Origin of the sequence: Nonomuraea aridisoli (genome assembly GCF_003236395.1) — a bacterium.
In the GTDB taxonomy this organism is placed as follows: Bacteria; Actinomycetota; Actinomycetes; order Streptosporangiales; family Streptosporangiaceae; genus Nonomuraea; species Nonomuraea aridisoli.
The window spans coordinates 12,390-30,982 of the sequence record NZ_POUD01000048.1; the positions used below are offsets into that span (position 1 = coordinate 12,390).

The following is an 18,593-nucleotide window of genomic DNA, read 5'->3' on the forward strand; positions in this document are numbered from 1 at the left end:
AGGACCACCTTTCGCGTCTCACAGACCCACGAAAGGGTGCAGACCTTCGTCGTTACTGAGGATCTCTACCTGGAAGCGCTTCATCGCGATCGACGGCTCCAATCCGAGCTCGTCGTCAAGTGTCCTCCACAGGCGCTGATAGACGTCCAGCGCTTCACCTCTCCGTCCCGACCTGGCCAGCGCGAACATGAGCTGACCGTGGAACCACTCGTTGAGTGGATGCGTTTCGGACAGGGCGCGCAGCTCGGGAATCAGTTCGTGGCAGCGACCCGCTCTGATCTTGGCGACGATCTGCATCTGGAGCACCTCTATCCTGAGCTCCTCCAGCCTGAGCGCGTGGCTCTTCAACCGTCGCAAGCTCTGGACGTTCTCCAGCACGGCGCCCGACCAGAGCTCCGTGGCGGCGTGCAGCTTCTCCAGGGCTTCCTCGACGCGGCTCTCGTTGAGCAGAGTGCGCCCTTGCCGCGCCAGGCGCTCGAACGTGTTGGCGTCGACGCAGTCCTGCGGGACGTCGAACCTGTATCCAGGGACCCTGGTGACCAGGCGATCCCCGAGAGATTCCTCGGGAAACTCCCTGTTCAGATCCTTTCTGAGCTTGTAAATGTAGGTCTGCAGCGTTGTGTTGACACTCCGCGGCGGATTTTCTCCCCACAGTTCCTCGGCGATGGATTCGGTACTCGCCACGGTGTTGGCATTGCTGATCAGCAGGGCCAGGACTTGACGCATCTTCGTGCCGCTGGGCGTGTAACTGTTTTTCTCGCCAATTACCTCGAGTGGTCCAAGAATCTTGATTCTCATGCCCCCCGCTCCGGGAATCGATTAGAGCCAGTTCCGATGATGCTGAAGCCTGCCGGCACCAAAGGGTGTGCGTGTTTCAGCCGAACGAATTGCACCTCCATCCCGAATGCCGCAGCCGCGCTCGCCCCCGTCCTACCGGACGCCCCTGGGGCCGACGCCTCGGCCGGCGGGAAGGCACGGCACGGCCCGCACGCCGAGACGGTGATCACCCGGCCTGAGCGCCTGACCAGCACACCCGGGCGATGACCCCGCCGGAACGGGCGGGCTCGCGGCCGATCCTTCCCACTGGTAATTAAACGACCGTTGGAAGGGAACCACCCAGACGATACCCCAGCCGACATTGCTCATCAATATCGGCTTGCCATATATGTCAGGAAATATCGCCTAACTTCAGATGACGGACATTTGTGCAGATAAGCCTCTGATCATTCGACAAGGACGGGCAACATCCCGGCCGCGACCTCAGCGTCCAGCAGGCCCAGCAGATATCTGCCGTAGCCGCTCTTGAGCAGGGGGTCGGCCAGTTCCTGGAGCTGCCGGCTGGTGATGAAGCCCTGCCTCCAGGCGATCTCCTCCACGCAACCGATCTTCATGCCCTGGCGCTCCTCGATGACCCGGACGAACTCCGCGGCCTGCACCAGCGAGGAGAACGTCCCGGTGTCCAGCCAGGCCACGCCGCGGCCCAGCGTGGTCACCTTCAGCAAGCCGGCTCGCAGGTACGCGGCGTTCAGATCGGTGATCTCCAGTTCGCCGCGTTCGCTGGGTGCCAGGCCGCGGGCCAGCTCAACCACCTGGGAGTTGTAGAAGTAGAGGCCGGGCACGGCGTAGCGGGACTTCGGCTTCTCCGGCTTCTCCTCGAGGGACAACACGCGGTGGTCGAGGTCGAACTCCACGACCGCGTACCTCTCCGGATCGGCGACAGGATAGGCGAAGACCGTCGCACCCTCCTCCGAGGTGTGCCGGCGCAACTGCTGGCCGAGCCCCGCCCCGAAAAAGATGTTGTCTCCGAGGATCAAGGCGACCGGCTCGTCGCCGACGAACTCGGCGCCGATGAGGAACGCCTGTGCGATGCCGGCGGGATGGTCCTGCACGGCGTAGCTCAGACTGATCCCCAGGTGTGAGCCGTCACCGAGCAGCCGCCGGAACTGGCCCTGATCGTCGGCCGTCGTGATGACGAGAATTTCCTTGATCCCCGCCATCATCAGCGTGGACAGCGGATAGTAGATCATGGGCTTGTCGAAAACCGGCATAAGCTGCTTCGAAGTCGCCCGCGTTATCGGCCAAAGGCGAGATCCGGTGCCACCGGCAAGAATTATCCCTCGCATTGGAACCCTCCGCGGCAGGTCGTTGAGCGAATGACGCAATTCTCCGTACCACATCGTGCACTGTACATGTTCACTTATTGACGCCTCTACCCTGCCAACATGTGCTTCACCGCGCTTCGAGCGGACTTCGAGGCGGCTCCCGGAGCGTGGGTGCGGGTCGACTCGGAAAAATACGCCCATCCGGTTGACGCCGCGATAGGCGCGGAATTCAGGTCGCGAGCGAATTGTGAGGAAGCCATGCGCGTGCTATTGAGCGCTGTTCTGCAGCCGTCTCATTTCTTCCCCCTGGTGCCCCTGGCCTGGGCGCTGCGGGCGGCAGGCCACGAGGTGCGGGTGGCCCATCAACCCCGTTTGACGCCGTTCGTCCAGGCCGCCGGCCTGACCTCCGTCGTCGTCGGCTCCGACACCCAGATCGACGCGACCCTACGCCGCCAGGCACAGGCGTCGCAGACGGCCGGCCCCCGTCCGGGGACGGGCGCGACCAGACCGAGCCCGGCGGAGAACGCCTTCCACATCCGGGCGGCGTTGTCTCTGTTCGCCGATGCCGCCGGCCGGATGGCCGACGACCTGATCGAGTTCGGCCGCCACTGGAAACCCGACCTCATCGTGTTCGAGTGGCAGTGTTACGGGGCTCATCTGGCCGCCGAGGTCCTCGGCATCCCCAGTGTTCGTCACCAGTTCTCCGGGCCGGACTTCGAGGTCGGCATCCCTGGGTGGCGTGACATGGAGACCGAGAGCCTGCGGCCGCTCTACAGCAAGCACGGGCTGGACGAGGTCCGGCCCGACGGCCTGCTCACCATCGACCCCTGCCCGCCATCCCTGCAGTTCGACCTGCCGGCCACGCGCACGTACCTGCCCATGAGGTACGTGCCGTTCAACGGCAGCGGGCAGGTGCAGGAGTGGATGTTCCGCCGCTCCGGCAAACCGAGGATCGCCCTGACGGTCGGCAGCTCCTACCTGTGGATGATGGGCAACCTGTCACCGGTGCGCATGTTCATCGACGTGCTGGCAGAGCTCGATGTGGAGATCGTGGCCGCGGTGCCGCAGGGCGGGACGCACCTGGTCGGCGAGGTCGGCCCCGACGTGCGCGTCGCGGAGAACGTGCCCCTGGAGCTGTTCCTCCCGAGCTGCGACCTGATCATCCACCATGGCGGCACCGGCACCGTGGGCACCGCCCTGACCAGTGGGATCCCGCAGATCATCAGCCCGCCGTCCGCCATGGGCGACCCGCCCTTCCACAACGCCGAGCGGATCGTCGCCGCCGGCGCCGGCGTGCAGGTGGACGTCCACCACGATGCTCCTGAGCAGCTTCGCGACGCGGTGCGGAAGGTCCTGGAAACCCCTTCGTTCCTGGACGGCGCCCGCGGGCTCGTCGAGGAGAACCGGGCCAGGCCGCTGCCCGCCGAGCTCGTGAGCCGCTTGGAGGACCTGGCCGGCCGGAACCGCGACTAGCGCAGGAGAGGGAACATGACCACTCGTGTTTGGGACTACCTCCCGGAATTCGAGAAGGAGCGGGAGGACCTGCTCGCCGCCGTGGAGCAGGTCTTCTCCTCGGGCCGGCTCGTACTCGGGCCGAGCGTCGAGGGCTTCGAGCAGGAGTTCGCCGCCTACCACGGCGTGCGCCACTGCACCGGGGTGGACAACGGGACGAACGCGCTGAAGCTCGGCCTGGAGGCCCTGGGCATCGGCCCCGGCGACGAGGTCGTCACCGTGTCGAACACCGCCGCTCCCACGGTGGTCGCCATCGCCGGCGCCGGTGCCACGCCGGTGTTCGTGGACGTCCGCGAAGAGGACTTCCTCATGGACGTCGAGCAGGTCGAGGCCGCCATCACACCGCGAACCAAGGCGCTGCTGCCGGTCCACCTCTACGGTCAGTGCGTTGACATGGCTCCGCTGGAGCGGCTCGCCCGCGAGCACGGGCTGAAGATCCTCGAGGACTGCGCCCAGGCGCACGGCGCCCGCCACCACGGCCGGCCGGCCGGCACCATGGGCGACGCGGCGGCCTTCTCCTTCTACCCCACCAAGGTCCTCGGCGCCTACGGCGACGGCGGCGCGGTGATCACCGATGACCAGGAGATCGACCGCAACATGCGGCAGCTGCGCTACTACGGCATGGACAAGGTCTACTACGTCGTCAGGTCCCCCGGCCACAACTCCCGGCTCGACGAGGTGCAGGCGGAGATCCTGCGGCGCAAGCTCAACCGGCTGCCCGGCTACCTCGCCGGTCGGCGAGCCGTGGCCCGCCGCTACGAGGAAGGGCTGGCCGACCTGACCGGCCCCGGCGGGCTCATGCTGCCCACGACCGTGCCGGGAAACGAGCACGTCTACTACGTGTACGTCGTCCGCCACCCACGGCGCGACGACATCATCGAGGCGCTCAAGGCGTACGACATCTCTCTGAACATCAGCTACCCCTGGCCGGTGCACACGATGTCCGGCTTCGCCCACCTGGGTTACGAGCGCGGCTCGCTGCCCGTCACGGAGAAACTGGCCGGCGAGATCTTCTCGCTGCCCATGTATCCCTCGCTTCCCGAATCGCTCCAGGACAAGACCATCAGCGCCATGCGAGAGGTGATCGCGGGGCTGTCATGAAAGGGCACCGCGGAACATGAACGTACGACTGCGCCCACGTACCGACCGGCAGACGCTGTCGGAACGCCTGCGCGCATCGGCCGCGGTGCGGACGGCCGGCCGCGGCATGCGCACGGAGGACTTCGCCGGCTGGCTGGCCGGGCGGGCACGGGCACACCACTTCAAGGTGGACCGGATCCCCCTGTGCGAGCTGGACGGCTGGTCGTTCGCCGAGAAGACGGGCAATCTCGTGCACCGCAGCGGCCGCTTCTTCACCGTCGAGGGGCTGTCCGTCACCGTGGACGAGGGCCCGTTCCGGTCCTGGCGGCAGCCGATCATCCGGCAGCCAGAGGTGGGCATCCTGGGCATCCTGGCCAAGGAGTTCGACGGTGTCCTGCACTTCCTCATGCAGGCGAAGATGGAGCCGGGCAACAGGAACCTCCTGCAGCTCTCCCCCACGGTCCAGGCGACACGGAGCAATTACTCGAAGGTCCACAAAGGATCGGACGTCAAATATCTCGACTACTTCACCCGCCCCGGGCGGGGCAGGGTGCTGGTCGACGTGCTCCAGTCGGAGCACGGCTCCTGGTTCTACCAGAAGGCCAACCGCAACATGCTGGTGGAGGCCGTCGACGACGTCCCCCTTGATGACGACTTCTGCTGGCTGACGCTTGGACAGGTGGGCGAGCTGTTGCGCCGGGACAACGTCGTCAACATGGACAGCCGCACCGTCGTGGCGTGCTTCCCCATGCAGCCGGCCGAAGCGGTCGCGCTGCACTCCGACACGGAGGTCCTGTCGTGGTTCGCCGCCGAGCGCGCCCGGCACGAGGTCGAGGTGGAGCGGGTGCCACTGGCCGAGGTGGACGACTGGGTACGCGACGAATTCTCGATAGGGCGCCCCGACGGGCGATACTTCCGGCTCGTGGCCGCCTCCGTCGAAGCGGGCAACCGCGAGGTCGCCGCCTGGTCACAGCCTCTCTTCGAGCCGACAGGGATCGGCGTGACCGCGTTCCTGTTCCGCCGCCTGGCGGGGGTGCCGCATCTCCTGGTGCACGCCAAGGTCGAGCCTGGGCTGCAGAACGCCGTCGAGCTGGCCCCGACCGTCCAGTGCGTCCCGTCCAACTGGGACCATCTGCCGACCTCGGCCCGGCCGGCGTTCCTCGATCTCGCGCTCACCGCCGACGTCGGCCGCATCCGCTACGAGGTGGTGCACTCGGAGGAAGGCGGCCGTTTCCTGAACGCGGAGAGCCGCTACATGGTCATCGAGGCCGACATGAGCCAGGCCCCGCTGGAGCCGCCGGCGGGTTACCGATGGGTCACCCCCGGCCAGCTCAACTCGCTGACCGCGCATGGCAACTACGTCAACGTCCAGGCCAGGACGCTGCTGTCCTGCCTGAACGCGGGCGCCGTCGAGCTGTCCGGCCGCTGAGGCGGCAAGAAGGACGCGGAAAGGCCGCCGGAGCAGAAAGGGCCCGGCGGCCTCTCGGCGCGCGATCTCAGACCCGTCTCAGACCGGCGCCGCCGTGAGCACCCGGAACGGCAGCCCGGGCACCGCGTGTCTCACCGCCGGGCCGAAGCCCGCGCGCTGGAGCATCTCACCGTAGGTCGCCTCGGAATGCACCTCTCCCTCGCTGGTCCAGGCGAGCATCAGGACGGAGAACAAGTGGGCCGCGGGCTCCTCCCCAGGAGGAGCGTCCGTCGTCGTGAAGCCCACGAGGCCCAGCCGCCCGTCCGGCTTGAGCACCGACCTGGCGCGCGTCAGCAGTTCCGTCGCCCGCTCGGGCGAGAAGTGGTGCAGGACGTTGGTGATCAGGACCACGTCATAGGGCCCGCCGAGGGGTACCTCGAACATATCTCCGGCGATGAGGCTCAGCCGGTCGCCGACACCGGCGTGCTCAGCTTGCTCCTGCGCGAACGGCAGCACGTTGGCCCAGTCCAGAGCCCACACGCGGGCCTGAGGGAAACGCTGAGCGACCGTGGCGCCGTACACACCGTGACCGCTGGCCATGTCCAGCACGTCCAAGTTCGTACGGTCCCCTGCCCAGGGGGACAGCGCGTCGGCCAGGACCTGTGCCGTGGGCTTGGCCACGATGGGGGCGTAAGCCGCGAAATCCTCCCAGTACGAGTACTCCGGGGTCTCCGCGTGCTGGTCCATCACGGTGCCGCCCTTGCGCACCGCCTCGGGCAGGCGCTTGAGCGCGTCCCATTCGAAGTCGCTGGCGAACACGTGGATCATGTCACCCACGTAGCCGGGCCGCGACGGGATCAGCAGGTCGTCCACGCCCGGCGCAAGCCAGTAGCGGTGGTCGCGCGCCTCCACGAGCTTCAGCGCGGCCAGCGCGTTGAGCAGGATCCGCATGCCGCGGGGCTCCGCCCCCGCCGCCACGGCCACGGTCTCCGCGCTGGCCGGCTCGGTGAGCAGCGGGAAGACGCCCAGCTCGATCCCGGTACGCAGGAGACTGGTGTTCTTGTACGCCTGCATGACGGCGAACAACGCTTCCCGCGTTACCGGGCCCTGTTTTCTCTCGTCCATCTCTCGTCCGATCCGCTGGAAGACGACGGCTCTCCGGCGGCGCCGGAGCCGCGCTACGACGCACAGATCGTCCGCCGCCGTGCTGGATCTCCGCTCGAAGCGGGCTGAACCGGTGGACCGGGCCGCGTCGAGCGGGAGTCGATCCGGTCTCAAGGAGCGGGTGTGAGGCTCGGGCCACAGGCCCTGGCGTTGCCGGACAGCGGCACACACCTGGAGGAAACCATGATCATCGATGACTGTCGCATCTGCGGCAACCGCGACCTGCTCTCCGTGCTCGACCTGGGCCCGCAGGCGGTGACCAGCTTCTTCCCCGCCAGCCGGGAGGAGCGCATCCCCATGGTCCCGCTGGAGCTCGTCAAGTGCTCGCCGGACGGCTGCGGGCTCGTCCAGCTCCGCCACACCGCCGACTTCTCCCTGATGTACGGCGAGCACTACGGCTACCGCTCCGGCATCCGCCCCTTCATGATCAACCATCTGGGAGGCAAGGCGAAGGCGATCACCGAGCGGGTCCGGCTCGACTCCGGCGACCTGGTGGTGGACATCGGCAGCAACGACGGCACGCTGCTGAAGGCGTACCCCCGGATCGGCCTCGACCTCGTCGGCGTGGACCCCAGCGGAGAGAAGTTCCGCGAGTTCTACCCCGACCGCGCCGAGCTGATCACGGACTTCTTCTCGAAGAAACTGATCACCGAGCGGTACGGCGACCGCAAGGCCAAGGTCGTCACGTCGATCGGGATGTTCTATGACCTGCCGCGCCCGATGGAGTTCATGCAGGACATCCACGACATCCTGCACGACGACGGTGTCTGGGTGATCGAGCAGAGCTACATGCCCTCCATGCTGGAAGCCACCGCGTACGACGTCATGTGCCACGAGCACCTGGAGTACTACGCGCTGAGCCAGATCGAGTGGATGGCCGAGCGGGTCGGCCTGACCGTCATCCACGCGGAGATCAACAAGGTGTACGGCGGAAGCCTCTACGCGACGCTGGCCAAGCGGCCGGAGCGGCACCGCGTGGACGAGGCGGGCCCGGCGCGCATCCGCGAGAGGGAGAAGGCCCTCAAGCTGGACACCATGGCCCCCTACGAGGAGTTCGCGCGGCGTGTGCCCGAGGCCCGCGACCGGCTGCTCGCCCTGCTCGACGCCTCCCGCCAGGCGGGCAAGCTGACCTTGGGCTACGGAGCCTCCACCAAGGGCAACGTGATCCTGCAGTACTGCGGTCTCGGCACGGCCGAGCTGCCGTGCGTCGGCGAGCCCAACACGGAGAAACACGGCCACTTCACACCCGGGACGGGCATCCCCATCGTCTCGGAGGAGGAGGCCAAGGCCATGCGCCCGGACCAGCTCCTGGTGCTGCCGTGGATCTACCGCGAGGGGTTCATCGAACGGGAGCAGGCGTACATGGCGGACGGTGGCAAGCTGGTGTTCCCGCTTCCCGAGCTCGAGATCGTGCCGGCCGCGGGAGCGGCCCGATGACCGGCGAGAGCGGCACCGCCACCATGCGGGCGCGTCCGCTGCGAGTGGAGGGGGCCTACGAGTTCACCCCCAAGGTGTTCCCCGACGAGCGGGGCATGTTCCTGTCGCCGTACCAGGAGCCGGCCTTCGTGCTGGCGGTGGGTCACCCGCTGTTCCCGGTCGCGCAGAGCAACCACAGCAAGTCACGGCGCGGTGTCGTCCGGGGCGTCCACTACACCGTGACGCCGCCGGGCACCGCCAAGTACGTCTTCTGCTCCCGGGGCAGGTCGCTCGACATCGTCGTGGACATCAGGGTCGGCTCGCCGACGTTCGGGCTCTGGGACGCGGTGCTGCTCGACCAGCAGGACCACCGCGCCGTCTACTTTCCGGTCGGCGTGGGCCACGCCTTCGTCGGTCTGGAGGACGACACGGTCATGTCGTACATGATCTCCAGCAGCTACGTCGCCGAGCAGGAGCTCGCCCTGGACGCGCTCGACCCGGGGCTCGCGCTGCCGATCCCGCAGGACATCACGCCGGTGCGTTCCCCGAGGGACACGGCGGCCCCTACCCTGGCCGAGGCGCAGGCGCAGCGCCTGCTGCCCGTCTACGAGGACTGCCTGAAGATCGAGGAGACGCTCTTCTCCTGAGGTACGGCCGGAAGAGCGCTCCTGGTCCCGGCAGGCCAGGAGCACTCTTCTGTTCAACCCACCAGCGGCCACCACCAGCCGCGGTTGTCGCGATACCACTGGACGGTCTCCCGCAGTCCCCGCTCGAAGGGAACCGACGGGGCGAATCCCAGTTCCTCCCGGCTGCGCGTGACGCTCAGGGCGTAGCGGCGGTCGTGGCCCTTGCGGTCCTCGACGTGCCGGACGCTGGACCAGTCCGCGCCGCAGGCGTCGAGCAGCCGGGCGGTGAGCTCGCGGTTGGAGAGCTCCGTCCCACCGCCGAGGTTGTAGACGCCGCCGGCGCGGCCCTTCGCGGCGGCCGCGGCGATGCCCCTGCAATGGTCGTCGACGTGCAGCCAGTCGCGGACGTGATGCCCGTCGCCATACAGCGGCACGCTTCCGCCTTCCAGCAGCGTGACGACGAAGAGCGGAATGATCTTCTCGGGGAACTGGTAGGGGCCGTAGGTGTTCGAGCCGCGGGTGATCACCGCGTCCAGGCCGTGGGTGCGGTGGTAGGCGCGTACGAGCAGGTCGCCACCCGCCTTGGCCGCCGCGTACGGGGAGTTGGGCCGCAGCGGGCTCTCCTCGTCGAACGTGCCGGCCTCGACCGAGCCGTACACCTCGTCGGTCGAGACGTGCACGAACCGCGTGACCCCGTGCCGCAGCGCCGCGTCGAGCAGCACCTGTGTTCCGAGCACGTTGGTCCTGACGAAGACGCCCGGGTCGGGGATGGACCGGTCGACGTGCGACTCCGCGGCGAAGTGCACGACCACATCGTGTCCGCGCATCGCCTTGTCCACGACCTGCGGATCGCAGATGTCTCCCTCGACGAACGACAGGCGCGGATCGTGCGCGACCGGATCGAGGTTGGCCCGGTTGCCCGCGTACGTGAGCTTGTCCAGCACGGTCACCCGCGCGCACGGGAGAGCGGGGTAACCGGTACCGAGCAGCGTGCGAACGAAATGGGAGCCGATGAACCCGGCTCCTCCAGTGACGAGAACCATCTGAGCCCTCCAGGCGGATGAACGTGGGGAAGGCGGCTCACCATGGCCCGGACGGCCGCCCGTGCCCGCCGCCACGCCGGTGCCCGCACTCTCGCAGCCACTCCTCGACGGTTGCTTGAGCAGTGCTGGACGGGATGCTGGACTGGGTGCTCAGTGGGGGGTCCGGTCGCGAACCCTGCGGTTCTGCATCTCGTTGGTGATCTCGTGGAGTTCCTCGGTGGCGCGTACCAGGAAGTCGAAGACGACCGCCCGATGCTCGGCGCTGTAGCTGGAGATGAGATCGTCCATCCGCTTGGCGATCGGGGTGAACAGGCTCGCCCCCTCACCGACGTTCTCGGTGGCCTTCTCGGCGATCGTCAGCCGCACCCGCCTGCGGTCCGACATGTCGTGCGAGCGCTGGACCAAGCCGAGCCGGGCCAGACGGTCGATCAACTTGGTGACGGCACCCGTGGTCAGCGCCGTGCGCTTGGCGAGATCTCCGGGTGTGGTCTCCCCATCGATGTCGAGCAGGTTGAGGACGTAGAGGTCGACGGGACGCAGGCCGGCCACATCGGCTGTGATCTGGCCGTTGAGGACCATGGCCGTGATGAACTCGCGGAGATGGCGCGACTCCTCCTCCGTCAACGCCCACCGATTCTGCGGTTCGGGTTCTCTTGACACCTTGCACCTCCCGCATCTATCTTCCAGTTGGAAGATAGCTTCCAATATTAGATAGTTTCTCAAAGAAGCTAGTTAGCCCGACCCACCGCCGGATCACGGCCACGCCATTCCGCGCCGAACGAGCGGAAAGATCTGACACATCACCTCGACAAAAACGTTACATCGGAGTGAATCTGGCGAAAGTAATTAGCTTCTAGCAGGAACATACTTCGGCGCCGCAGTGCGCGCGCCAGTCGATACCCGAGAGGAGGAAATCATGCCCGTGACCCACACACTCGATCCACATCGCTGGGCCGGATCGATCTACGTGCTGGTGGCCATCGCGATGACCACGATGGACAGCTCTATTGTCAACGTCACCCTGCCGACCATCGAGCGTGACCTGGAGGCGGATCCCGCGCAGTTGCAATGGATCTCGGTCATCTACACGCTCGGCTTCGCGCTCTTCCTCGTGACGGCCGGCCGCATCGGTGACATCGCCGGTCGCAAGCGCATGGTGCTGCTCGGGATCGGCGGGTTCGTCATCGCCTCGGCCATCTGCGCGTTCGCGCCCAATATCGCGATCCTGCTGGCCGGCCGCGCGTTGCAGGGGCTGACCGGAGCCGTGATCACCACCCTGGCCCTGTCCGTCTTCCAGGTCTCGTTCCCGCCGGAGGAACGCTCCAAAGTGTTCGGGCTGTTCGGCGCCGTGGGCGGCATTTCCGCCGCGCTGGGGCCCTCACTCGGCGGGCTGCTCGTCCACGCCGACCTGATGGGCCTGAGCTGGCGGCCGATCTTCCTGGTCAACCTGCCCATCGGGCTGGTGACGTTCATCGGCGCGGCCCTGTACGTCCGCGAATCGCGCTCCGAACGCCCGCTCTCGCTCGACCTCGGCGGAGTCTTGCTACTGACCGTGATCCAGGTGGCGCTCGTCTACCCGCTCATCCAGGGACGCGAACTCGACTGGCCGTGGTGGGCCTTCGCCTCGATGGTGGCGGCGCTGCCTCTCCTGGCACTGTTCTGGCGTTCACAGCGGGCCAAGGAGCGCCGCGGCGGCAGCCCGCTGGTGCCGCCCGAGCTCTTCCGCAGCCGCGCTTTCGTGGTGGGCCTGGTCGTGGCGCTGATGTTCTTCGGCGCGGCCTTCAGCCCGTTCTTCATGCTCGCCATCTACCTGCAGAACGGCCTGGGATTCTCCGCGCTGGACTCCGGGCTCACCACGCTGGCCTCGCCCATCGGGACCATGATCACCGCCGTGGCGACGGCTCCGCTGGTCGTCCGGCTGGGGCCCAGGCTGCTCACCATAGGGGCCGCGATCGCCGTGGTCGGCCAGGTGATGCTCGTCCTCACCGTCGACCGCGCCGAGGCCGCGGGCGGCATCCTGCAGTTCGTTCCCGCCATGCTGGTGAGTGGGCTCGGGGTCGGCATGGTGATCGCTCCCGTGATCGACATCGTGCTGGCCAGGGTGCCGGTCGCGGTGGCCGGCTCCGCGTCGGGGGTGCTGAGCACGGCGCATCACCTCGGTGTGACGTCGGGTGTCGCGGTGGCGGGGACGATCTTCTTCTCCCAGGTGACCGCGTCGGCGCTGGCGGGAGACGGCGCACCGCGGGCGTTCGGCGAGGGCATGATGATGTCGCTCTGGATCACCGTGGGCATGCTGGTCGTCAGCCTGCTGCTCACCCTGATGCTGCCACGCCGCAGTCGTCACGATCCCCGGCACGGCGCGATGCCCGCCTCCGTTCCGACAGCGTCATGATGCCGCCTCAAGTGGCTTCGTTCGACGCCCGGCGGGTGGGTCACGGCCTGTTCAGCGCGATGCGAGACGGCGATCTCGACGACTGCGCGCGCTACGTCCATCCGGAGGCCGCCAACCGGGAGGCCCTGAGGGAACCGCTCGCGTGCCGGGAGCGGGGACCGGCCGGCACCTACGCCACCGCCAGGATGCTACGCGCGATCTTCACCGGGCTCTCCTGGGAGGTCCACCAGATCGTCTCCGAGGGCGACCTTCTCGTCGCGCACGTCACCATGACCGGACGGCACGTGCGCACCATGTACAGCTACGACGACCAGGCGCGTGTCACCGTCGCCTTTCCGCCGACGGGCCGGTCCTTCGCGGTCACCCAGACGCACTGGTGCCGGATCCGCGACGGCAAGGTCATCGACCACTGGGCCAACCGCGACGACATGGGCATGGCCCGGCAACTGGGCTGGATACCACCATCGGCCCCCTACCTGGTCCGGATGGCGCTGGCACTGCGCAGCGCGCGCCGGGCCGAGGCCCGGCGCGGTGGGCCGATCCCGGCGGGACATCATGAACGCCCCGCCACGCATCACTGAAACATCCGTACACAACCTGACAGGAGAACGGCTATGGCCATTCTGGTGATGGGCGCGACCGGAGCGATCGGCCGTGTGCTCGTGGAACGGCTCCTGGAATCCGGCCAGGAGGTCAAGGCCCTCACCCGCGACGCCACCAAGGACACCGGCCTGCCTGCCGGCACCCAGATCTGCGAGGGGGACTTCCGCCGGCCCGACTCCCTCGCCGGGGCGATTCAGGGCGTGGATCGCGTCTACCTGCTGGCCGACCCGGGCGCCGTGCACGGTCTCGTGCCGTACCTGCGCAAGGCCGGCGTGCGGCGGATCGTGACCGTCGCCTCCGCGATGCTCGACGAGCGCGACGACAACGGCGTCGTCCACAACGTCATCGAGGACGCCGTCAAGGGATCGGGCGCCGAATGGACGATCCTGCGTCCCCGGGCGTTCGCGAGCAACGCGCTCAACTGGTGGCGTCCGACCATCCGGCTGCACCGTGGCGTCCACTGGGTCTATCCCGAGGCGCGGCTGTCGCCCATCCACGAAGCCGACGTGGCGGCGGTGGCCGCGGTCACGCTGGCCGAGGAGGGCCACGCCGGCCGGACGTACACGCTGACCGGTCCGGAATCGCTCACCCAGGCCGAGCAGGTCCGCCAGATCGGTGAGGCGATCGGTGCCACGATCTTCTACGACGAGATCTCCCGGGAGAAGGCCAAGGAGGTCCTCACCTCCCAGTACATCCCCGAGCAGATCGTTACGAAGCTGCTGGACATGCTGGAGTCGATGGTGGGTACCGCTGCTCCCGTCACCACGACCGTCGAGGAGCTCACCGGGAAGCCCGCGCGTACGTTCGCTCAGTGGGCGGTCGACCACGCCGACGACTTCCGCTGAGTCCGGCCCTTCGCGCCCCACCGCGCCCCTTCCCGCGGGGCCCGGTGGGGCTTTCTCATGCGCGCGGAGGGGCCCGGTGGAGGTGGCGTTCCAGCGTCGCTTCAGAGTCGTTCGAGCCCTGGTTGCGAGAGTCGGCGTCGCAGAGGTCGTTCGACTACGCGAGGAGGCGACGGTGACGAACGAGGCCGCGCATCCAAAGGTGTCCTGTGCCGAGGTCGCGCCGACCCGCCGCCAAGGCGGCCTCACCAGGGCGCTGCTCACCCCCGCCTCGGTAGGGGCGACGGCGGGGTTCATGGGCACCCTCACGCTACGCCCCGGCGAATACGTCGCCGAGCACTACCACCCTTATTCCGACGAGTTCATGTTCGTCGTGCGCGGGGCCGTGGACGCCCGCCTCGACGGCGCGAAGCTGAGGCTGGAGGCCGAGGAGTCCGTCATGGTCCGCCGCGGCACACGGCATCGGCTGGAGTGCGCGGGCGACGAGGAGGCGTTCATCGTCTTCCACCTCGGCCCGCTCGCGCCCCGCCCCGAGCTCGGTCACGTCGACACCGAGCCACTCCCGTACCCGGACGAGCCGGTGCCGCGGGTCGGCGGCCCGAGCTGAGAACCCAACGAATCGAGGCCGGAGAGATGGTTGCCAGAACGGACAACGCCATCGTGATCGACGCTCCCATGGACGTCGTCTGGGACATGACCAACGACATCGAGTCGTGGCCCGAGCTGTTCACCGAGTACTCGCGGGCGGAGGTGATCGAGCGCAGCGGTGACACCCTGCGGATCAGGTTGACGATGCACCCCGACCCCGACGGCACGGTATGGAGCTGGGTGTCCGACCGGACTCCCGACCCCGAGACCCGTACGGTCCGCTCCCACAGGGTGGAGACGGGGCCGTTCGCCTACATGAACCTCGAATGGACCTACCGCGAGGTGCCGGGCGGCGTGGAGCTGCGCTGGCGCCAGGAGTTCGAGATGAAGCCGCAGGCTCCCGTGGACGAGGCCGCCATGGAGGAGCGGATCAACCGCAACTCGCGTGTCCAGCTCGCCGTGGTCCGCGATCGCATCGAGCAACGTGTCCGCCACGACGCCCCCTCGGCCGGAAGGAAATAACGATGACCAGCAGGGTCTTGATGGTCAGCCGGATGAAGCCCGCCAGCGCCGAAACGGTCGCGCGACTGTTCGCCGAGCACGACCAATCGGATCTGCCGCTCAAGTTCGGCGTGACCAGCCGGACGTTGTTCCACTACCAGGGCATGACACTGCATCTCATCCAGGCCGAGCAGGAGATCTTCGACAACCTCCCGCAGCTCCACACCGACCCGTCGTTCCAGCACCTCAACGGCAGGCTCGCCGAGCACATGACGCCCCTCGTGGACGACTGGCAGGGCATCAGGGACTCCAGGGCCATGGAGTTCTACCACCGGAGCTGGATCTGACCGATGCTCGAAGCCCTCATGTCGATCTCGGTGCTCTCCAGCGCGATGGCCGCGGGCGCCCTCCTTGTCGGCCTCGTCGTCATCCTGCCGCTCCTCCTGAGCCTGCCCGTGGAGCGTTATCCCGAGACGAACACGTTCATCCTGGCCCGTATGGACAAGCTGATGCCGCTCTGCACCGGAGTGGCCGTGCTCAGCGGCGCCGCACTGGCGGCCACGCTGGAGGGCACGGCGGTGCGAGCGCTGTACGGGGCCGGCGCCCTTCTGCTGGCCGGAGTCTTCGCGGTATCCCTTGGGATGCTCGGGCCGATCAACGCGTCGGTACGGGTCATCGAGGTGGACCGGCCGCGTGCCGACTGGCAGGAGCTACGGCTGCGCTGGCGCAACTGGCATTTCGTCCGCGTGGGCTTCGGGCAGGCGGGCGCGATCTTGTACGGCGTGGCGCTGGGCGTCTCTATCTGAACGGGGAGTCACCATGACGTTGGGTCAGGAACGCCGGGTCGTCATCACGGGGATGGGGGTGACGGTTCCCGGTGGGATCGGCAAGAAGGCCTTTTGGGAGCTCATCAGCTCTGGCCGCACGGCCACGCGGGCCATCACGTTCTTCGACGCCGCGCCATACCGCTCGCGGGTGGCCGCCGAGTGCGACTTCGATCCGGTGGCGGCGGGGCTGTCCAAGCAGGAGATCCGCCGCATGGACAGGGCGGCACAGTTCGCCGTCGTCTGCGTGGACGAGTGCCTCGAAGACAGTGGCCTGGAGCCGGACGGCCTGGACCCGGCGCGGGTCGGGACGAGCGTGGGCACCGCGGTCGGCTGCACGATGAGCCTGGAGGAGGAGTACTCCGTGGTCAGCGACGCCGGCCGACGCTGGCTGGTCGACCACACCTATGGCGTCCCCCATCTCTTCGACTACCTGGTGCCGAGCTCCATCGCCGCGGAGGTGGCCTGGCGGGTGGGAGCCGAGGGCCCGGCGGCCGTCATCTCCACCGGCTGCACGTCGGGGCTCGACGCGGTGGGGCACGCGTGCGCCCTGATCAGGGAGGGATCCGCGGACGTCATGATCGCCGGTGCGGCGGACGCACCCATCTCGCCGATCACCGTTGCCTGTTTCGACGCGATCAAGGCCACCACGCCCGGCAACCACGCGCCTGAGCGGGCCTCGCGGCCGTTCGACCGGGGACGCGACGGATTCGTGCTGGGCGAGGGCGCGGCGATGTTCATCCTGGAGGAGCGCGAGCACGCGCTGCGCCGGGGCGCCCACGTCTACGCGGAGATCGCCGGCTTCGCCACGAGGTGCAACGCCTACCACATGACCGGCCTGCGACCCGACGGGCGCGAGATGGCCGAGGCCATCAAACTCGCGCTGGCGGAGGCGAGGGTGGATCCGGCGGACGTCGACTACATCAACGCCCACGGCTCCGGCACCAAGCAGAACGACCGGCACGAGACCGCGGCTTACAAACGCAGCCTCGGCCACCACGCGTACACGACACCGGTGAGCTCGATCAAGTCGATGGTCGGGCACTCCCTGGGCGCCATCGGCTCGATCGAGATCGCCGCCTCCGCGCTGGCGATCCAGCATGACACCGTCCCTCCCACGGCCAACCTGCACGAGCCCGATCCCGAATGCGACCTCGACTACGTCCCCCTGCACGCGCGTGAGTGGCGCACCGACGTGGCGCTCAGCGTCGGCAGCGGCTTCGGCGGGTTCCAGAGCGCGATGGTGCTCTCCGGCCCCGAGCGGGTGAACCAATGAGCCGGGCCGTGGTGACGGGGGTGGGCATCGCCGCCCCGACGGGACTGGGCACGGCCGCCTACTGGGCGGCGACCGTGAAGGGAGAGAACGGCATCGGCCCCATCACCCGCTTCGACGCCTCCGGCTACCCGGCACGGCTCGCCGGCGAGGTGCCCGGCTTCGATCCCCTCGACCATCTGCCCAGCCGGCTCATCCCCCAGACCGACCGGCTGACCCAGCTCGCCCTGGTGGCGGCGGACTGGTCGCTGGCCGACGCCGGGGTGCAGCCGAAGACGCTGCCGGAATTCGGGATGGGCGTGATCACGGCGAGTTCGTCTGGAGGATTCGAGTTCGGCCAGCGCGAGCTGGAGAAGCTGTGGGGCAAGGGGCCCGAGCACGTCAGCGCCTACCAGTCGTTCGCCTGGTTCTACGCGGTCAACACCGGCCAGATCTCCATCCGGCACGGAATGCGCGGACCCAGCGGTGTGCTCGTGACCGAGCAGGCCGGCGGTCTGGACGCGGTGGCGCAGGCCCGCCGCCAGATCCGGCGCGGTGTCGGCCTGCTGGTCACGGGCGGGGCGGACGCGTCGCTGTGCCCATGGGGGTGGGTCGCCCAGCTGGCCAGAGGACAGGTCAGCACGCGTACGGACCCGGATCGTTCCTATCTACCCTTCGACGCGGAGGCGAGCGGATACGTGCCGGGAGAGGGCGCCGCGCTGCTCGTCCTGGAGGAGGCCGAGTCGGCGCGCCGGAACGGTCGCCGGGTCTACGGCGAGATCGCCGGATACGGCGCCACGTTCGACCCACGGCCCGGCTCCGGACGCCCGCCGGGACTGCGGCGCGCCATGGAGATCGCGTTGGCCGACGCGGAGATGGCCCCCGCCGACATAGACGTGATCTTCGCCGACGGGGCCGGGCTGCCGGAACCGGACCGACAGGAGGCCGAGGCCATCCAGGCCGTCTTCACCGCGCCGGTGCCCGTCACCGTGCCCAAGGCGGCGACCGGGCGGCTGTATTCGGGCGGTTCCGCGCTCGATCTCGCCACTGCGCTCCTGTCGCTGGCCGAAGGCGTCATCCCACCGACGCCCAACGTCACCGACCCCGTCTGCGACCTGGAGCTCGTCACCGGACGGGCACGTACGGCGCCGTTGCGGGCCGCGCTGGTGCTCGCCCGCGGGCACGGCGGCTTCAACTCGGCGATGGTGGTGCGCGCGCCCTGATCGAGGCGCCCACCGTG

Annotated in this window: 19 protein-coding genes; 14 read left to right on the forward strand and 5 right to left on the reverse strand. The window is 68.3% G+C overall.

Features of this window, described 5'->3' with window-relative positions; all coding sequences use genetic code 11:
* Nucleotides 1-18 precede the first annotated feature (18 nt).
* Together C1J01_RS14165 and rfbA are read right to left on the reverse strand one after the other, a co-directional pair.
* Complete coding sequence (locus C1J01_RS14165) at nt 19-798, reverse strand: AfsR/SARP family transcriptional regulator (protein ID WP_111179423.1); 780 nt, start codon at nt 796-798, stop codon at nt 19-21.
* Nucleotides 799-1,223: 425 nt separating this feature from the next.
* Complete coding sequence (gene rfbA / locus C1J01_RS14170; RefSeq protein ID WP_438943117.1) at nt 1,224-2,177, reverse strand: glucose-1-phosphate thymidylyltransferase RfbA; 954 nt, start codon at nt 2,175-2,177, stop codon at nt 1,224-1,226.
* 183 nt (nt 2,178-2,360) lie between these two features.
* Between rfbA and C1J01_RS14175 the strand changes: the two genes are divergently transcribed.
* From C1J01_RS14175 to C1J01_RS14185, 3 genes are read left to right on the forward strand one after another with little or no spacing between them, the layout of a single operon-like run.
* Nucleotides 2,361-3,575: a nucleotide disphospho-sugar-binding domain-containing protein gene (locus C1J01_RS14175; RefSeq protein ID WP_181448744.1), complete on the forward strand. Its 1,215-nt coding sequence runs from the start codon at nt 2,361-2,363 to the stop codon at nt 3,573-3,575.
* Nucleotides 3,576-3,590: 15 nt separating this feature from the next.
* Complete coding sequence (locus tag C1J01_RS14180) at nt 3,591-4,715, forward strand: DegT/DnrJ/EryC1/StrS family aminotransferase (RefSeq protein ID WP_111179426.1); 1,125 nt, start codon at nt 3,591-3,593, stop codon at nt 4,713-4,715.
* Nucleotides 4,716-4,731: 16 nt separating this feature from the next.
* Nucleotides 4,732-6,123, forward strand: a complete 1,392-nt coding sequence (locus tag C1J01_RS14185; RefSeq protein ID WP_111179427.1) for an NDP-hexose 2,3-dehydratase family protein — start codon at nt 4,732-4,734, stop codon at nt 6,121-6,123.
* Between the two features lie 78 nt (nt 6,124-6,201).
* Here C1J01_RS14185 and C1J01_RS14190 read toward each other — a convergent pair whose 3' ends face one another.
* A complete protein-coding gene (locus C1J01_RS14190; RefSeq protein ID WP_111179428.1) occupies nt 6,202-7,227 on the reverse strand; it encodes an SAM-dependent methyltransferase in 1,026 nt (341 codons plus the stop codon).
* Nucleotides 7,228-7,449: 222 nt separating this feature from the next.
* On the opposite strand from C1J01_RS14190, the gene C1J01_RS14195 reads away from it, so the two are divergent.
* Entirely contained in the window at nt 7,450-8,703 is a 1,254-nt protein-coding gene (locus C1J01_RS14195) for a class I SAM-dependent methyltransferase (protein ID WP_111179448.1), read from the forward strand.
* Nucleotides 8,700-9,329: a dTDP-4-dehydrorhamnose 3,5-epimerase family protein gene (locus C1J01_RS14200; protein WP_328589633.1), complete on the forward strand. Its 630-nt coding sequence runs from the start codon at nt 8,700-8,702 to the stop codon at nt 9,327-9,329. Before C1J01_RS14195 ends, C1J01_RS14200 begins: the two co-directional genes overlap by 4 nt.
* A gap of 53 nt (nt 9,330-9,382) precedes the next feature.
* Here the strand turns inward: C1J01_RS14200 and rfbB are convergent, their stop codons facing one another.
* Entirely contained in the window at nt 9,383-10,351 is a 969-nt protein-coding gene (gene rfbB, locus C1J01_RS14205) for a dTDP-glucose 4,6-dehydratase (RefSeq protein WP_111179429.1), read from the reverse strand.
* Between the two features lie 150 nt (nt 10,352-10,501).
* Entirely contained in the window at nt 10,502-11,011 is a 510-nt protein-coding gene (locus C1J01_RS14210; RefSeq protein WP_220039910.1) for a MarR family winged helix-turn-helix transcriptional regulator, read from the reverse strand.
* A gap of 256 nt (nt 11,012-11,267) precedes the next feature.
* Between C1J01_RS14210 and C1J01_RS14215 the strand changes: the two genes are divergently transcribed.
* The 9 genes from C1J01_RS14215 (at nt 11,268) to C1J01_RS14255 (ending at nt 18,576) form a co-directional block, all read left to right on the forward strand.
* Nucleotides 11,268-12,743, forward strand: a complete 1,476-nt coding sequence (locus C1J01_RS14215; protein ID WP_111179430.1) for an MFS transporter — start codon at nt 11,268-11,270, stop codon at nt 12,741-12,743.
* An 11-nt stretch (nt 12,744-12,754) separates the two neighbouring features.
* On the forward strand, nt 12,755-13,324 hold the full coding sequence (locus C1J01_RS14220) for an ester cyclase (RefSeq protein WP_235854436.1): 570 nt from the start codon (nt 12,755-12,757) through the stop codon (nt 13,322-13,324).
* Between the two features lie 33 nt (nt 13,325-13,357).
* Nucleotides 13,358-14,191 (forward strand): NAD(P)H-binding protein, encoded by an 834-nt coding sequence (locus C1J01_RS14225; RefSeq protein ID WP_111179431.1) that lies wholly within the window; start codon nt 13,358-13,360, stop codon nt 14,189-14,191.
* A 172-nt stretch (nt 14,192-14,363) separates the two neighbouring features.
* The gene (locus tag C1J01_RS14230) at nt 14,364-14,795 is read left to right on the forward strand and encodes a cupin domain-containing protein (RefSeq protein WP_111179432.1); all 432 of its coding nucleotides are present in this window, start codon (nt 14,364-14,366) and stop codon (nt 14,793-14,795) included.
* Between the two features lie 26 nt (nt 14,796-14,821).
* Nucleotides 14,822-15,298, forward strand: coding sequence for an SRPBCC family protein (locus C1J01_RS14235; RefSeq protein ID WP_111179433.1), 477 nt, complete (start codon nt 14,822-14,824; stop codon nt 15,296-15,298).
* A 2-nt stretch (nt 15,299-15,300) separates the two neighbouring features.
* On the forward strand, nt 15,301-15,624 hold the full coding sequence (locus tag C1J01_RS14240; protein ID WP_111179434.1) for a TcmI family type II polyketide cyclase: 324 nt from the start codon (nt 15,301-15,303) through the stop codon (nt 15,622-15,624).
* Nucleotides 15,625-15,627: 3 nt separating this feature from the next.
* Nucleotides 15,628-16,083: an anthrone oxygenase family protein gene (locus C1J01_RS14245; RefSeq protein WP_111179435.1), complete on the forward strand. Its 456-nt coding sequence runs from the start codon at nt 15,628-15,630 to the stop codon at nt 16,081-16,083.
* A 13-nt stretch (nt 16,084-16,096) separates the two neighbouring features.
* The gene (locus tag C1J01_RS14250; RefSeq protein WP_111179436.1) at nt 16,097-17,377 is read left to right on the forward strand and encodes a beta-ketoacyl-[acyl-carrier-protein] synthase family protein; all 1,281 of its coding nucleotides are present in this window, start codon (nt 16,097-16,099) and stop codon (nt 17,375-17,377) included.
* Nucleotides 17,374-18,576 (forward strand): ketosynthase chain-length factor, encoded by a 1,203-nt coding sequence (locus tag C1J01_RS14255; RefSeq protein ID WP_111179437.1) that lies wholly within the window; start codon nt 17,374-17,376, stop codon nt 18,574-18,576. Before C1J01_RS14250 ends, C1J01_RS14255 begins: the two co-directional genes overlap by 4 nt.
* The last annotated feature ends 17 nt before the right edge of the window (nt 18,577-18,593 follow it).

Coding starts and splice junctions, on each gene's coding strand:
- C1J01_RS14165 (WP_111179423.1), bottom strand. CDS start 798: ATGAGAATCAAGATTCTTGGACCACTCGAGGTAATTGGCGAGAAAAAC.
- rfbA (WP_438943117.1), bottom strand. CDS start 2,177: ATGTGGTACGGAGAATTGCGTCATTCGCTCAACGACCTGCCGCGGAGG.
- C1J01_RS14175 (WP_181448744.1), top strand. CDS start 2,361: ATGCGCGTGCTATTGAGCGCTGTTCTGCAGCCGTCTCATTTCTTCCCC.
- C1J01_RS14180 (WP_111179426.1), top strand. CDS start 3,591: ATGACCACTCGTGTTTGGGACTACCTCCCGGAATTCGAGAAGGAGCGG.
- C1J01_RS14185 (WP_111179427.1), top strand. CDS start 4,732: ATGAACGTACGACTGCGCCCACGTACCGACCGGCAGACGCTGTCGGAA.
- C1J01_RS14190 (WP_111179428.1), bottom strand. CDS start 7,227: ATGGACGAGAGAAAACAGGGCCCGGTAACGCGGGAAGCGTTGTTCGCC.
- C1J01_RS14195 (WP_111179448.1), top strand. CDS start 7,450: ATGATCATCGATGACTGTCGCATCTGCGGCAACCGCGACCTGCTCTCC.
- C1J01_RS14200 (WP_328589633.1), top strand. CDS start 8,700: ATGACCGGCGAGAGCGGCACCGCCACCATGCGGGCGCGTCCGCTGCGA.
- rfbB (WP_111179429.1), bottom strand. CDS start 10,351: ATGGTTCTCGTCACTGGAGGAGCCGGGTTCATCGGCTCCCATTTCGTT.
- C1J01_RS14215 (WP_111179430.1), top strand. CDS start 11,268: ATGCCCGTGACCCACACACTCGATCCACATCGCTGGGCCGGATCGATC.
- C1J01_RS14225 (WP_111179431.1), top strand. CDS start 13,358: ATGGCCATTCTGGTGATGGGCGCGACCGGAGCGATCGGCCGTGTGCTC.
- C1J01_RS14235 (WP_111179433.1), top strand. CDS start 14,822: ATGGTTGCCAGAACGGACAACGCCATCGTGATCGACGCTCCCATGGAC.
- C1J01_RS14240 (WP_111179434.1), top strand. CDS start 15,301: ATGACCAGCAGGGTCTTGATGGTCAGCCGGATGAAGCCCGCCAGCGCC.
- C1J01_RS14245 (WP_111179435.1), top strand. CDS start 15,628: ATGCTCGAAGCCCTCATGTCGATCTCGGTGCTCTCCAGCGCGATGGCC.
- C1J01_RS14250 (WP_111179436.1), top strand. CDS start 16,097: ATGACGTTGGGTCAGGAACGCCGGGTCGTCATCACGGGGATGGGGGTG.
- C1J01_RS14255 (WP_111179437.1), top strand. CDS start 17,374: ATGAGCCGGGCCGTGGTGACGGGGGTGGGCATCGCCGCCCCGACGGGA.